We start from the raw sequence: 13,459 nt of genomic DNA, 5'->3' as shown, positions 1-13,459 counted from the left end.
GGTCATGGGTGGCTGGTGACGGGGTCTCTGTCTCGCTGACCTGCGCTTCGGCAGAGTCGACGGCATGAGAAACCTTGTGACGCTGTCCGCCGCCGCCCTCCTGGCCGCGGGCCTGGCGCTTCCCGCCCAGGCCGCGACCGCCGCCCCGCAGTGGGCCGCCTGTCCCGCCGGGAAGGGAGTCGACCCGCGTCAGGAATGCGCCACGCTCAAGGTGCCGATGGACTACGGCGATCCCGGCGGGCCGCGGATCTCGCTGGCGATCTCCCGGATCAGGACCGCCCAGCCCGCTACGCGCCGCGGAGTGCTGCTGATCATCCCGGGCGGGCCCGGCAGCCCCGGCCTGAACCGGCCGAGCGTCCAGGTGAACAAGCTGCCGCGGGCGGTGCTCGACCGGTTCGACATCGTCGGGTTCGACCCGCGCGGCGTGGGCCGGAGCTCGCCGGTCTCGTGCGGTCTTGAGCCTCGGGACCTCGACGTGACCAGGCTGAAGCCGTACCCGGACGCCGACGGCGGCATCGCCGGGAACGCGGCCTGGTCGCGCCGGATCGCCGAGGCCTGCGCGCGCAACGGCGGCCCGCTGATCCGGCACATCAGCACCCGCAACGAGGCCAGGGACATCGACGCCATCCGCCGGGCGCTGGGGGAGAAGAAGCTGTCGTACTGGGGCGTCTCCTACGGCACCTACGCGGGGGCCGTCTACGCCACGATGTTCCCCGAGCGTACCGACCGGGTGGTCCTCGACAGCAACGACGACCCCGACCCGCGCAAGGTGGCCCGGCAGTGGCTGGCCAACTACGCGGTCGGCGTGGAGGACCGCTTCCCCGACTTCGCCGCCTGGGCCGCCGCCCGCGGGGGCGAGTACGGGCTGGGCGCCGACGCCGGGGCGGTCCGGCGCACCTTCCTGGAGCTGGCGGCGCGGCTGGACCGCGAGCCGCTGCCCTGGACGGGCGCCAACCCGCCGCTGCTCACCGGCAACCTGCTGCGCGAGACGATGCTGAACGCGTTCTACTCCGATGCGGGCTTCCCCGTGCTGGCGGGGCTGATGAAGGCCGCGCGCACCGGCGCCGAACTGCCCCCGCCGAACACCCCGCCGGAGGCGGCCATGCAGAACACCGCCGCGCACGCCGGGGCCACGATGTGCAACGACGTGGAGTGGCCGGACTCGATCTCCCGGCACGAGCGGCAGGTCAAGCGCAACCGGGAGGAGTTCCCGCTGACCGCGGGCATGCCGGTCAACCTCGGCCCGTGCGCGTACTGGCCGTACAAGCCGGCCGAGCGGCCGGTGAAGGTCGGCTCGCGCGGCCCCGCCAACGTGATGCTGATCCAGAACCTGCGCGACCCCTCGACCCCGTACAGCGGGGCGCTGCGGATGCGCGAGGCGTTCGGGCAGCGCGCCCGCATGGTCGGCGTCGACTCCGGCGGCCACGGCGTCTACCTGGCCAACGGCAACGCCTGCGGCGACCGGGCGGTCACGGACTTCCTGACCGGCGGGCACCTGCCGCCTCGCGACCAGAGCTGCTAGGGCCACTTCCTGACCCAATCCATGACTTTTCCTCGCTTATCGCGGAGGGAGAGCCGGGTACATCCGCCTGGCGGCGTGTGCCGTACCGGATCGACGGGGGTGTGGCTGTGAGAGTTGTCGTGGACCTCACGCGCTGTCAGGGGTACGGGCAGTGCGCGTTCATGGCCCCGGCCGTGTTCACGATGCACGGCCCGGAGGCGCTCATGTACGACCCCGACCCCGAGGCCGCCCAGCGGGAACGCGTCCTTCAGGCCGCCGCGGCCTGTCCGGTGCAGGCCATCCACATCGACAGGATGGCCACCCAGCACCGGACGAGGGAACCGGAACTGAGCTACGCCACCTCGCACGGCGACGACGCGTTCAAGCGCGACGGCCACATCGTCATCGTCGGCGCCTCCCTGGCCGGGGGCCGGGCGGCGGGCGTCCTGCGCCGGGACGGCTTCAAGGGCAGGCTGACGCTGATCGGCGACGAGCCGTACGAGCCGTACGACCGGCCGCCGCTGTCCAAACAGGTGCTGACCGGCACGATCACGGTCGAGCACACCGCGCTGCCCCACCTGCGCGAGATCGAGGTCGAGTTTCTCTCCGGAACGCCCGCGACCGGCCTGGACCTGGCCGCCAAGCAGGTACGGCTGGCCGACGGCAGGCAGATCGACTTCGACAAGGTGCTGATCGCCACCGGCGTGCGGGCCAGGCCGTGGCCGGACGAGCAGGAGGCCGCCCTCGACGGGGTGCACGTGCTGCGCACGCTGGACGACGCGCACCGGATCAGGGAACGGCTGGCCGCGGGCGTCAGGCGGGTGCTGATCATCGGGGCCGGGTTCACCGGATCGGAGGTCGCCTCCGTCTGCCGCGACCTCGACGTGGCGGTGACCGTCGTGGAGGCGGGCCCGGCGCCGCTCGCCGGCGCGCTCGGCAAGGTGATCGGCGACGTCGCCGCCCGCATGCAGCGCGACGCCGGCGTGGACCTGCGCTGCGGGGTCAGGGTCGAGGCGCTGGAGGGCGACGCCGACGGCCGGGTGCGCGGGGCCAGGCTGTCGGACGGCACCACGGTCGAGGCCGACATGGCGGTGGTCGCGCTCGGCGCGGTCCGCAACATCGAATGGCTGGCCGGCTCGGGCCTGGCGGCCGGACCCTGGGGCGTGGCCACCGACGCCGGCTGCCGCGCCGTCGACATCAACGGCCTGGTCACCGATGACGTGTTCGTCGCCGGTGACGTGGCCCGCTTCCCGCACCCGGTGTACCACTACCAGTTCATGGCGCTCGAACACTGGGGCAACGCCGTGGCCCAGGCCGAGATCGCCGCCCACAACATGCTGAGCGACCAGGCGCACCGCTGGCCGCACCTGTCGCTGCCGGTCTTCTGGTCCAACCAGTTCGGCGTCAACATCAAGTCCGTCGGCGTGCCGACCATCGCCGACGAGGTCGTGATCGCGCAGGGCTCCGTGGAGGAGCGCCGCTTCGTCGCCGTGTACGGCTACCGCGGCAGGATCACCGCCGCCGTCACCTTCGACCAGGCGATGTGGCTGGACTTCTACCGCGACCTCATCCAGCGGGCGGCGCCGTTCCCGCCCGACTTCCAGATGGTCGGCAGGCCCGACGAACTGCGGGCCGTACCGGCTGAGGGGCCGCCGCGACTGGCGCCCGCCGAGGGCGCGACCGTGGTGGTGACCGGCCACGACCCGGCCGAGCGGCGCGTCACGCTCGTCCGGCACCAGTAACGACGACCAGACGGGGGCACATCCGTGGAGCCGGCACGCATCTACGACCAGATTCACGAGTTCGCCAACAGGGCGGACCCGTACACGCTGTACGCCGAACTCCGCCAGACACCCGTGGTACGGCTGGAGGACGGCGCCTACGTCGTCAACACCTACGAGCACATCGTCGCGCTGCTGCACGACCCGCGGGTCAGCTCGGACGCGCGGAACCTGGCCCACCCGCCGGCCGCAGATCAGCTGCCGCCCTCCTTCATCCGCGTCGATCCGCCCGAGCACGACCGGCTCAGGGGGCTGACGATGCGCCACTTCGGGCCGCCGCACTCCCCGCTCGTGGTCGAGAGCATGCGCGGGGAGCTGCACGAGCTCGTCAAGGAGCTGATCGACGGCATCGCCGGCGAATCCCAGGCCGACATCGTCGACGACGTCGCCTACCCGTTCCCCGTCACGGTCATCTGCCGCCTGCTCGGCGTCCCGCGCGAGGACGAGTCCCGCTTCCACGTCTGGGCGGACGAGATCGTCGAAACCCTCGGCCCCGGCGAGGGCAGCATGGAGGAGCGGGCCGGGCGCCGCCAGGCCGCCGGGCTCGCGCTGGCCGGCTACCTGGGCGAACTCGCCCAGTCGCGCCGCGAGAATCCGCGCCACGACCTGCTGTCCGGGCTCGTCACCTACCACGGTCCCGAGGGATCCATGTCGGAGACCGAGGTGATGACGACCGCGGTGCTCCTGCTGATCGCCGGGCACGAGACCACGGTCAACCTGATCACCAACGGCATGCTGACCATGCTGCGCAACCCCGGCCTGCTCGAACGGCTCCGCGACGAGCCCGACCTGGTCATCGGCGCCGTCGAGGAACTGCTGCGCTTCGAGCCGCCCGTGCACTTCCTGCCCCAGCGCGTCGCCCTCGACGACATCACGGTGGCCGACGTCACCATCCCCAAGGGTTCGAGCATCATTCTGGCCCTCGCCTCGGGAAGCCGCGACCCCGCGCACGTGCACGACCCCGACCGCTTCGACCCGGACCGGCCCTACATCCAGCACCTCGGCTTCGGCGGCGGCATCCACAACTGCTTCGGCGCCCCGCTGGCCCGCCTGGAAGCCCAGATCGCGCTCCGCCAGCTCGCCAAGCGCCTGGTGAACCCCCGCCTGGTGACCGACCCGCCGCCGTACCGTCCCAGCTCGACCCTGCGGGGGCCGCGCCACCTGGTCATCTCCTACGACGAGGTCCTGCCGTACGAGGGAGACTGACCTCGCGCTGGCCGGAACTACTGGGAGACGCTGGTGGCGCTGCGGCGCGGCCCGGCGTACCGCCAGAAGAAGTTGAGCAGCACGCTGGCGCGGTTGCGGCCGCCCAGCAGGTACGCCAGGTGCACGAAGATCCACACCAGCCAGGCGGGGAGCCCGTGCACGGTCAGCCCGTTGGGCAGTTGCAGCACGGCCTCGGCCTTGCCCACGGTGGCCATGATCCCCGGGTCGTCGTAGGAGAACGGCCGGACGGGCTCGCCGCGCATGGCCGCGGCGATCTGCCTGCCGACGTGCCGGCCCATCTGGATCGCCGGCTGGGCGAGCTGCGGTTGCGGGGCGGGCGGCCCGGAAAGGTCGCCGGCCACGAAGATCTCCGGGTGCTCCGGCACGTTCAGCGCCTCGGTGAGCGCGACCCGGCCGCCCTCGCTCTGCGGCAGGCCCCAGTCGGCCACCTGCGTGGGCGCGGTCACGCCGAGCGCCCACACGGTCAGGTCGCTCGGCAGCCGCGTGCCGTCGTTCAGCACCACCGCGTCCGGCTCGACGGCCGCCACCGTGCACCCCAGCCGCAGCTTCACCCCCCGCCTGCGCAGCGCCGCCGCGGCCGCGTTCCGCAGCCGTGACTTGTACGGGGCCAGCACGTGGTCGAACCGCTCCACCAGCGTCACGCTGGTCTGGCCCGGCTTGATCTCGGGATGGGTCAACGGCAGCGTACGGCGGCGCAGTTCGGCCAGCGTGCCCGCCATCTCCACCCCGGTCGCGCCCGCTCCCACCACCACGACGTGCGTGCTCTTGCGGCGGCCGAGCGCCGTGTCCTCCAGGAGGCGCCCGAGCCGGTCGCGCAGCGCGGCCGCGTCGCGCAGCGAGTAGATGGGCAGCGCGTTGTCCTGTGCCCCGTCGATGCCGAGCCAGTTGGTGGTCACGCCGGTGGCCAGCACGAGATAGTCGTAGTCCAGGCCGCTGCCGTCCTCGAACTCCACCCGCCGCTCGTCCGGCAGCACCTTGGTCAGGGCGGCCTGACGGGTCCGGACATTGGGCCACTTGGCGGCGAAGGTGCGGATCGGATAGGTCACGTCAGAGGCGCCCAGCCCGGCCGTGGCGACCTGGTAGAGAAGGGGCTGGAAGGTCGCGTACGGGTTGCGGTCGACCAGCGTCACCAACGCGCCCGTCCTGGCCAGCGCCTTCGTGGCGCCCAGCCCCGCGAACCCGGCCCCCACGATCACGACCCTCGGTCTCTGCGGCATCATCCGGTCCTTTCCCCTGGCGACTATGAGCGGCAGCCCGATGTCATTGTCGGCGGTTTCCGCCTCTCTTGGACAGGCTCAGGGCCCGGGTCAGGAGGCCAGGATCCTGGCCTTCTCCGCGGCGAACTCCTCCTCGGTGAGCAGCCCGTCGGCCTTCATCTGGCCGAGCTCCCGTAGGAGCCGCATCCGCTCCGCCGGGTCCGTGGCGGGCGCCGGTGCCTGGGCCTGGGCCGCGGAGGCGGCCTCCTGTTCCTCCATGCGCCTGGCCTGCCTGCGCTGGATGCCGCCGCTGACCGCGGTCGCCGTACCGGTGATCACCGCGGTACGCGCCATGGCGCCGATGAGACCGGGCCTGCCCACTCGACGTCGGAGCATCATCGCTCATCCTCCAGAGCTGCGAGGGCCTCCAGGACGACCTGCCGGGGAATGCGCTCCAGCGTGGAGACCTGGCTGCTGGAGGCCCGGAGGGCGGCGCCGAGCTGGGCCGCCCACGTGTTCTCCCAGACGACGACCAGCGCGGCCGTACCGGGATCGAGGGCGTCGCCCAGCAGGCGCAGGTCCTCGTCGTTCAGGAGGTCGAGCTCCTCGTCGGCGAGTCCCGCGTACTCGGCCGCGACGTCGGTGTCGGCGACCTCGGCCGCCGACACGGTTCCGTCGGCCGCCTTGCGGACGAAGCTGAGGTCGACGACCCGGACGGTGCCCTTGTCCTGGATCTCCCGGATCGCGGACACCACGCCGGGGTCGAAATGCTCCCCGCCGAACGTGATGACGGCGACATCCACCGGTCCCACCGACTCGGCCTTCATGACCGTGGCCATCAGCCCTCCTCTGCCGACGAATTCTGCGATCGACTCCTCCCCGTATGGGTCTTTTGCGGAACCCGTGCGCGAGGCAAGCGTTCCCCATGGAGCACGTCACCGCTTGGGCGGCTCGCGGTAGGTGACCGGCTTCTTCCCCTTCCCCGGGTACGCCATGATCAGCAGCCTCTGGCCCTCCTGGCCGTCCTTGCCCTTGAACCAGTCGTAGTGCACGCGGATCCGGTAGTGGCCCGCGCGGCCGTTGAGCGACAGGTCGGGGAACTCGGTGCCGCTCAGATCGTCCCTGAGCACGATGTCGCCGGTGGGGCTCTCGTAGCCGACCTCGGCCACGTGGTCCCAGCCCTTGGTCTCCATCGGCGGGCGGCGGGTGTAGGTCTCCACGGTCACGCAGATGTCGAAGTCGGAGTGGGTCAGGACCATCAGGCGGCCGGGGAGGGAGGCCACCAGGCCGTCGTCCTGAGCCTTCTCCAGCAGGCCGTCCTCGGCCGGGTCCTGGTCGGGCCCGGTCGGCTCGTAGGTCTCGACGACCCCGTAGTCGGTCAGCTGGGGTTCCTTCATGCGGGTCGCGTGGGCCGGTTCGATGAGCGGGCGATGGCGCGGGGTGGCGTCGCACATGCGCTGCGCCGCGGCCTCCCATTCCTGGAACTCCCGGTCCTGCTCGGCGGCCGCCGCCTTGACGACGATGTTCGCGCTGGGGCAGATCTCCGCGAGCGGGTGGGCGAGGTCGTCGCGCTGCAGCCCGTCCGTGGCCTTGAGCCGGGCGACCTCCTCGGGATCGTTGCGGGTGTAGATGTCGCACAACCGGCGGGCGTACGCGAGGACCCTGGCGTCGGACGCGGTGGCGCCGACCTTGATCAGGCTTCCCTGCCGGAGGGAGCACACGATTCGCTGGTCGCGGGTGAGTTCCGGCGCTTCCGGCAGCCTCTCGCCCGGGTACGGCCGGCAGTCCTCGGCCGTGGTGACCGGGCCCCGCGCCTGGTCGGCGGCGGGCACGAAGCCGAGCGCGACGACCGCGGCGAGCCCGGCCAGCAGGACGTGGTGGCGTGCGCGCGGGGCGGGCGCGACCGGATACAGCAACCGCAGGAGCAGCGCGGAGCCGAGCAGGGCGGCGCTGTAGAACAACGGTGAGATGCCGAAGAAGATCTCCCCGTCCGGTGCCGGGGCGAACATCCCCTCCGGATAGATCTGCTCGCCTTCGTAGCGGAACTCCCCCGGCACCGGCGTCACGGCGGTGAGCGCGCTGACCAGGCCCACGAACGCGGCGACGGCCAGCGCCACCGACACCACCTGTACGGCAAGGCGGGTCCGGCGCAGCACCGCGACCAGGATCAGCAGAGCGGGGCCGCCGGCACCGACGAAGACGTCGAGGCCGAGCCAGGTCAGGGCCTGCCCGCTCTCCTCGCGGACGTACTGCTCGATCGCGCCTCTGGGGCCGATCCAGAGGTACCTGCCCTGCGCGAGGTTGACGGCGGCGGGGATCAGCGGAAGCACGATCGCCACGGCGGGCAGCGGCCATCGCCGGGCCGCCGACCGCTCCGGCGCGGGAACGGCGGCCTGCGGCAGGGGGCCGGCCAGCTCGTGGGCGGTCCTGGCCTCCCACACCAGCCCGAGGACGCCGACGGCGGACAGGAGCGAATAGACCAGGAGGATGGAGGGGAACTCGGATCCGAAGTAACCGAAGGACACGGTCCCGGTGGGCTGGAGAACCGACACCACCTGCGCGGCGATCCCGATCCGGACGGTCGCCGCGCTCCAGCGGGGGTCCCTGCGCTGGGCGATCAGGATCGACACCGCCCATGCCGTCCAGATGTAGCCGGACATGCCGGCGAGGGTGAGGTACTGCGTCACCACCTCCAGGCCGAGGACCTCCGTGATGTTCTGCCCGATGCCGAGCACGCCGACGAGGGCCCCGGTGACCAGCGAGAACAGCCGCAGCCCGCGGGAGGCGGTGTCACGGAGCACCAGGAAGAACAGCCACGCGACGGCTATGCGCAGGAGGCCGGAGAAGATCCCCGTCACCGTCCAGACCCAGTAGATCTCCCGCGTGATGATCAGCGGGACGCTGGCGAGGTCGAGCAGGCTGGTGCCGACGCTGAGGTAGAGGGCCAGCCGCAGCAGGCCGACCTTCCTGCCCCGGTCCGTCAGCTCGCCGCGCGCCCGTCCACGCAGCACCTGCCACAGGGCCCACGCCTGGAGCGCCCCGATGAGTACCAGGGCGATGGTCAGTCCCCACGGGATGCCGGAGCGGAAGAGACTCTCGGTGAACATGTCGCGGGTGACGACTTTCCACAGGAGACCGTTGCGCGGGGTGGCCGGCGTGAGGGCGCAGAGCACCGCGACCACGGTGAGATAGCCGAGCGCGATCAGGGCCGCGATCTTGCCGAAGCGGTAGCGACGCATGGCAATCCTTGGGGGGCGAACCAGTCAAAGCGCCCCAACCTATCCAGCCGCCGCGAGGCGATCAAGGTGTCAGCCGACGCCCACGGTCTGCCGCTCGGGCTCGATGACGCCGACGACGCGTTCCTCGTCCCGGGGGTAGGGCCGGCCGAGGTACTTCATCGAGATCCGGTCGATGATCTCCCAGGCCACGTCGCCGTCGAGCCACTCGACGACCCGGCCGCGGACGATGACGGGCTCGAACGGGTTGTCGAGTGGCGCCATGGACAGTGCCACCCGCGGGTCGCGGTGGAGGTTGCGGGCCTTGCGCGAGTGCGGGCCGGTGAGGAAGACGATCCGGTCGCCGTGGGTGGCGACCCAGAGCGGGACGGTGTGGGGCGAGCCGTCCGGCAGGACGGTGGCCAGGTGGGCGACGGAGGTGCTGTCGAAGGCTCGGCGGACGCCGGGGTCGAGCTCGCTCATCGTGACGACTCCTTCTTGAGTTCCTTGAGGAGACTCTAACAGTCTAAGTTCCTTTAGGGAACTCCAATCGGTAGACTGATGTCATGCAACGCACCAAGTTCGGGGATATGGCCTGCTCCATCGCGCGTACCCTCGACGTGATCGGAGAGCCGTGGTCGCCGCTGATCCTGCGCGACGTGTGGGCGGGCTTCACCCGGTTCGAGCAGCTCCAGGCTGATCTCGGCATCTCGCGCAAGGTGCTGACCGAACGGCTCAACCACCTGGTCGGCCACGGCGTCCTCGAACGCCGCCCCTACGATCAGCGGCCGCGCCACGAGTACCACCTGACGGCCAAAGGGGCCGAGCTGGTCGACGTGCTCATGGTCATGGCCGGGTGGGGGGACCGGTGGCTGGCGGGCGAGGCCGGTCCGCCGGTGCTCTACCGGCACCACGCCTGCGGCGAGATCAGCCAGGCCGACCTGCGCTGCGCCCACTGCGGCGAGCCGATGCACGCCGGCGACGTCGACCTGCTCCCCGGGCCGGGCGCGGCGCGATGAGTCTCGCCCGCGGGCGGGGTCTCACTGTCGAGACGATCGGAAGGAGCGGGTCAGATGGACCTGTACAGCGTCGTGTGCGTGCGTGACCTGGAAACCTCGCGCAAGTGGTTCGAGGTGTTCTTCGGGCGGCCGGCGGACGAGATCATCGGCGAGGAGCTCCTGTGGCAGGTCGGTGAGAACGCCTGGGTCGTGCTCGACGACCGGCAGGTGCGGGCGGCGCGGGTGGGCGGCACCATGATCACGTTGGGCGTGACCGACCTGGACGACATCCTGGCCCGGCTGGCCGCCCACGGGATCGAGCACGATCCCGTGGAGACCTACGGCAACGGAGTCCGCCACGTGGACGTCCTCGACCCCGACGGCAACAGCCTGTCTCTCGCGCAGGCCCCCGCCGAGTGAACAGCCCCGGCCTCATCGGAGGCCGGGGCTCCGGCGCTACTCGCGGCCGCCGATCGCCTCGGCCGGGTGCTCCCTGAGCGCCAGCCGGGCCGGGATCGCGGTGGCGGCCAGGGCCAGCGCCGCCACCCCGGCGATCACGCCCAGGTAGCCCAGCGGCGGCACCGACGGCACCGGCGAGCCGGTCATGCCCAGGCCGGTCGCGGCCAGCGTGATCGCCGAGATCAGCGTGCCCAGCACCACCGAGACCAGCACGGCTGCGGCCGTCTCCTGGCGCAGCATGCCGAGCACCTGCCGCCGCGTGGTCCCGACCAGGCGCAGGAGCGCCATCTCACGGGAGCGGGCCGAGGTGGACATGGCCAGCGTGTTCACGACCGCGATGGCGCAGAAGGCGATGATCAGGCCCATGGCCACGTAGTTGACGGCCGCGCCGCCGGAGGAGGAGTTCCCGGCGGGGGACAGGAGGGGGCCCGCCCCGGCCAGCGCTGCCCGGTCGCCGCCCGCGACCAGGAGGGTGCCGCGCGGGTCGTCCACGTGCTTGGAGACCAGCGCGTGCGGCAGTGTCAGCTCGCCGAAGCCCATGCCGCGCGTGTAGACGGCGGCGACGGTCAGCTCGGCCGGGGTGCCGTCGCCGAGCGTGAGCGCGAGCCGGTCGCCGACCGTGACGCCGAACCAGCCGGCCGCCTTGGTGCTGAGCGCCACCGACCTCTCGCCGAAGCCGGTCATCGAGCCGGCGACCACGCCGAGGTCCATGGTCTGGTCCAGGCCCTGCGGGGTGACGGCCTGCGCGCCGTACCGCTCAAGGTCGACTCTGACGGAGGTGCGCAGCACCTCGGTGACGGCGCGCACGCCAGGCACCTCGCGGGCGGCGGTGGCGGAGGCGCCGGGGCCGAGCACGGTCTCGGCCTTGGTCCCCGCGACGGCCTGTTCCTGGGCGGCGGCGCCCAGCGTGGTCTGCACGAACAGGATGGTGCAGGTCATGGCGATCATCAGGCTGAGCGGTGTGATCACCGAGGACATGCGCCGGGTACCGGCCCGCAGGTTGCGCGCGGCCAGGTAGCCGCCCGCGCCGGGACCGCGCAGGGGCAGCGCGGTGACGGCGCGGGCGATGAGCGGGCCGAGCAGGGAGACGGCCAGCGTCCAGGCGAGCGCGGTGAGCATGGTGACCGGGCCGGCCGCGGCCTCGGTGTCCAAGGTGGTCAGCAGGATCGTCAGCACGACGCTGCCCGCCAGCACGGCCGGCCCGGCGATCAGACGTCCGACCGGCAGTCCCGGCTTCTCCATCGCCGCCTCGCCGAGCGCCTCGACCGGTCGGATCTTGGAGGTACGGCGGGCCGAGACGCGCGCCGCCGCCCAAGCCGCCGCGACGGTGGCGAGCACGGCCGCCGCCATCGGGAACGGGCTGAGGACCAGGTGCAGGTTGTCCGGCATGGCACCCAGGGCCACGAACCGCCCGCGCAGCCAGAACCCGAGCATGATCCCGGCCCCCGCCCCGAGCACCCCGGCCAGGGCGCTGACCGCGAGCGCCTCGCCGCCGAGCATCCGGCGGATCTGCCGGGGAGTGGCCGCGACGGCCCGCAGCAGGGCCAGTTCGCGCTGGCGCTGCTGGATGGAGAGCGCGAACGTGCCGACCACGACCAGGATCGCCACCAGCAGCGAGGTGCCGCCCATCGCGCCGCCCATGCTGATCAGCTTGATGCGGGCGTTGTCGCCGTCGCGGAACTCCACCACGCCGCGCTCGTCGCCGGTGTAGGCGAGCGCGCCCTTGACCGTGACCGGGACCCGCGGGAACACGCCGATCGCGCTGACCAGGCCGGGCCGCCCGGCCAGCCGGCGGGCCTCGGCGGTGCTGAAGAAGACGGTGCGCCCGCTGGGCAGCGCCTGGTGGGTCACGCCGACGACGCGGTAGGTCCTGCCCGCGGCGGTGAAGTTCTCGCCGCGGAAGCTCGCGTCCACGACGACCTCGCCCGCCTTCTCCGGCGCGCGGCCGCTCTTCAGCGTGAACGGCGTGAGCGCCGCCGACTCCCAGCCATGGCCCAGCGCGTCCCCGGCGGGGAAGGTGACCTCGGTGACGACCTTCTCCACGCCGGGCGCGGCGGCCAGGTCGGCGGCCAGCCTCTCGGGGATCCAGCGCAGCTCCGACAGCGCCTTGGCCTTGACCTTGGACTCGCCGTCGCCCTTGTCGACGACGCGGCGTTCGAACTGGTCACCGGCCACGATGACCGGTGCCCCCGCGTACCGTTCCGGAGCCAGTGCGCCGCGCAGGCCCGTCTCCAGCAGCATGCCGCACGCCGTCACCAGCGCGGCGGCGCAGAACAGGGCGACGAACGCGCCCGCGAACCCGGCCTTGCGGTGCCGGAGGGTCTTCCATGCCAGCGAGATCATCGCTTCCACGCTCCCAGCCTGGTCATGCGCTCGGCCACCTTCTCGGCGGTGGGCGCGGTCATCGAGTCGGCGATCCGGCCGTCGGCCAGGAACAGGACGGTGTCGGCGTAGGAGGCGGCGACCGGGTCGTGGGTCACCATCACCACGGTCTGGCCCAGGGCCGAGACCACCTCGCGCAGCAGGACCAGCACGTCGCGGGCGGTCATCGTGTCCAGGGCGCCGGTCGGCTCGTCGCCGAAGACCACCTCGGGCCGCACCACCAGGGCGCGGGCGATGGCCACCCGCTGCTGCTGGCCGCCGGACAACTGGGCCGGCAGGTGACCGGTACGCCCGTCCAGCCCCACCCGGCGCACGATCTCGGCCAGCCACGCGGCGTCGGCCTTCTCACCGGACAGGCGCAGCGGCAACGTGATGTTCTCCAGCACGGTCAGCGAGGAGACCAGGTTGAACGCCTGGAAGACGAAGCCCACCCGGCCCCGGCGCAGCTCGGTCAGGGCGGTCTCGCTCATGCCGGCCAGTTCCGTGCCGCCGAGCCGTACCGAACCCGAGGACGGAACGTCCAGGCCCGCCGCGCAGTGGAGGAACGTGCTCTTACCGGAACCCGAGGGGCCCATCACCGCGGTGAAGCTGCCGCGCGGGATGCCTGCCGACACCTCGCGCAGGGCCGCCACCGCGTTCTGCCCTTTTCCGTACACCTTGCTCACCGCGTCCAACCGCACTACGTCCGTCATGGGTCCAA

Annotated in this window: 12 protein-coding genes; 5 read left to right on the top strand and 7 right to left on the bottom strand. The window is 72.2% G+C overall.

Translation table 11 applies throughout. From position 1 onward, the window contains the following. Positions 1-64: 64 nt before the first annotated feature. The 3 genes from ACIBHY_RS35940 to ACIBHY_RS35930 all read left to right on the top strand — a co-directional run bounded on the left by ACIBHY_RS35940 (position 65) and on the right by ACIBHY_RS35930 (position 4,488). Positions 65-1,522, top strand: a complete 1,458-nt coding sequence (locus ACIBHY_RS35940; protein ID WP_397309008.1) for an alpha/beta hydrolase — start codon at positions 65-67, stop codon at positions 1,520-1,522. 107 nt (positions 1,523-1,629) lie between these two features. Beyond that, positions 1,630-3,243 carry an FAD-dependent oxidoreductase gene (locus ACIBHY_RS35935; RefSeq protein ID WP_397254702.1) on the top strand — a complete coding sequence of 538 codons (1,614 nt, stop codon included), beginning with the start codon at positions 1,630-1,632 and terminating at the stop codon, positions 3,241-3,243. A gap of 24 nt (positions 3,244-3,267) precedes the next feature. Next, positions 3,268-4,488 (top strand): cytochrome P450, encoded by a 1,221-nt coding sequence (locus ACIBHY_RS35930; protein WP_397254700.1) that lies wholly within the window; start codon positions 3,268-3,270, stop codon positions 4,486-4,488. 17 nt (positions 4,489-4,505) lie between these two features. Here ACIBHY_RS35930 and ACIBHY_RS35925 read toward each other — a convergent pair whose 3' ends face one another. The 5 genes from ACIBHY_RS35925 to ACIBHY_RS35905 form a co-directional block, all read right to left on the bottom strand. After that, positions 4,506-5,729: an NAD(P)/FAD-dependent oxidoreductase gene (locus tag ACIBHY_RS35925; RefSeq protein WP_397309007.1), complete on the bottom strand. Its 1,224-nt coding sequence runs from the start codon at positions 5,727-5,729 to the stop codon at positions 4,506-4,508. An 87-nt stretch (positions 5,730-5,816) separates the two neighbouring features. Next, positions 5,817-6,104: an SHOCT domain-containing protein gene (locus tag ACIBHY_RS35920; protein WP_397309006.1), complete on the bottom strand. Its 288-nt coding sequence runs from the start codon at positions 6,102-6,104 to the stop codon at positions 5,817-5,819. Beyond that, positions 6,101-6,544, bottom strand: coding sequence for a DUF6325 family protein (locus ACIBHY_RS35915; RefSeq protein ID WP_397254694.1), 444 nt, complete (start codon positions 6,542-6,544; stop codon positions 6,101-6,103). The genes ACIBHY_RS35920 and ACIBHY_RS35915 overlap by 4 nt, the downstream gene beginning before the upstream one ends. Before the next feature lie 96 nt (positions 6,545-6,640). Then, positions 6,641-8,944, bottom strand: a complete 2,304-nt coding sequence (locus tag ACIBHY_RS35910; protein WP_397309005.1) for a hypothetical protein — start codon at positions 8,942-8,944, stop codon at positions 6,641-6,643. 69 nt (positions 8,945-9,013) lie between these two features. Then, the gene (locus ACIBHY_RS35905) at positions 9,014-9,403 is read right to left on the bottom strand and encodes a TIGR03618 family F420-dependent PPOX class oxidoreductase (protein ID WP_397254690.1); all 390 of its coding nucleotides are present in this window, start codon (positions 9,401-9,403) and stop codon (positions 9,014-9,016) included. 83 nt (positions 9,404-9,486) lie between these two features. On the opposite strand from ACIBHY_RS35905, the gene ACIBHY_RS35900 reads away from it, so the two are divergent. Beyond that, on the top strand, positions 9,487-9,939 hold the full coding sequence (locus ACIBHY_RS35900) for a winged helix-turn-helix transcriptional regulator (RefSeq protein WP_397254688.1): 453 nt from the start codon (positions 9,487-9,489) through the stop codon (positions 9,937-9,939). A 54-nt stretch (positions 9,940-9,993) separates the two neighbouring features. After that, positions 9,994-10,338 carry a VOC family protein gene (locus ACIBHY_RS35895; RefSeq protein ID WP_397254686.1) on the top strand — a complete coding sequence of 115 codons (345 nt, stop codon included), beginning with the start codon at positions 9,994-9,996 and terminating at the stop codon, positions 10,336-10,338. 36 nt (positions 10,339-10,374) lie between these two features. Here the strand turns inward: ACIBHY_RS35895 and ACIBHY_RS35890 are convergent, their stop codons facing one another. Together ACIBHY_RS35890 and ACIBHY_RS35885 are read right to left on the bottom strand one after the other, a co-directional pair. Continuing rightward, positions 10,375-12,720: an FtsX-like permease family protein gene (locus ACIBHY_RS35890; protein WP_397309057.1), complete on the bottom strand. Its 2,346-nt coding sequence runs from the start codon at positions 12,718-12,720 to the stop codon at positions 10,375-10,377. Beyond that, positions 12,717-13,451: an ABC transporter ATP-binding protein gene (locus tag ACIBHY_RS35885; RefSeq protein ID WP_397254684.1), complete on the bottom strand. Its 735-nt coding sequence runs from the start codon at positions 13,449-13,451 to the stop codon at positions 12,717-12,719. Before ACIBHY_RS35885 ends, ACIBHY_RS35890 begins: the two co-directional genes overlap by 4 nt. Positions 13,452-13,459: the final 8 nt, after the last annotated feature.

This window comes from Nonomuraea sp. NPDC050547, assembly GCF_044457345.1.
Classification (GTDB): Bacteria; Actinomycetota; Actinomycetes; order Streptosporangiales; family Streptosporangiaceae; genus Nonomuraea.
The sequence above is the reverse complement of the archived record's forward strand: the minus strand, read 5'-3'. Positions and strand labels throughout refer to the sequence as shown.

What these genes read in the sequence shown, in the direction of transcription:
- ACIBHY_RS35940 (WP_397309008.1), top strand. Translation starts at nt 65, where the DNA reads ATGAGAAACCTTGTGACGCTGTCCGCCGCCGCCCTCCTGGCCGCGGGC.
- ACIBHY_RS35925 (WP_397309007.1), bottom strand. Translation starts at nt 5,729, where the DNA reads ATGATGCCGCAGAGACCGAGGGTCGTGATCGTGGGGGCCGGGTTCGCG.
- ACIBHY_RS35920 (WP_397309006.1), bottom strand. Translation starts at nt 6,104, where the DNA reads ATGATGCTCCGACGTCGAGTGGGCAGGCCCGGTCTCATCGGCGCCATG.
- ACIBHY_RS35915 (WP_397254694.1), bottom strand. Translation starts at nt 6,544, where the DNA reads ATGGCCACGGTCATGAAGGCCGAGTCGGTGGGACCGGTGGATGTCGCC.
- ACIBHY_RS35910 (WP_397309005.1), bottom strand. Translation starts at nt 8,944, where the DNA reads ATGCGTCGCTACCGCTTCGGCAAGATCGCGGCCCTGATCGCGCTCGGC.
- ACIBHY_RS35905 (WP_397254690.1), bottom strand. Translation starts at nt 9,403, where the DNA reads ATGAGCGAGCTCGACCCCGGCGTCCGCCGAGCCTTCGACAGCACCTCC.
- ACIBHY_RS35900 (WP_397254688.1), top strand. Translation starts at nt 9,487, where the DNA reads ATGCAACGCACCAAGTTCGGGGATATGGCCTGCTCCATCGCGCGTACC.
- ACIBHY_RS35895 (WP_397254686.1), top strand. Translation starts at nt 9,994, where the DNA reads ATGGACCTGTACAGCGTCGTGTGCGTGCGTGACCTGGAAACCTCGCGC.
- ACIBHY_RS35890 (WP_397309057.1), bottom strand. Translation starts at nt 12,720, where the DNA reads ATGATCTCGCTGGCATGGAAGACCCTCCGGCACCGCAAGGCCGGGTTC.
- ACIBHY_RS35885 (WP_397254684.1), bottom strand. Translation starts at nt 13,451, where the DNA reads ATGACGGACGTAGTGCGGTTGGACGCGGTGAGCAAGGTGTACGGAAAA.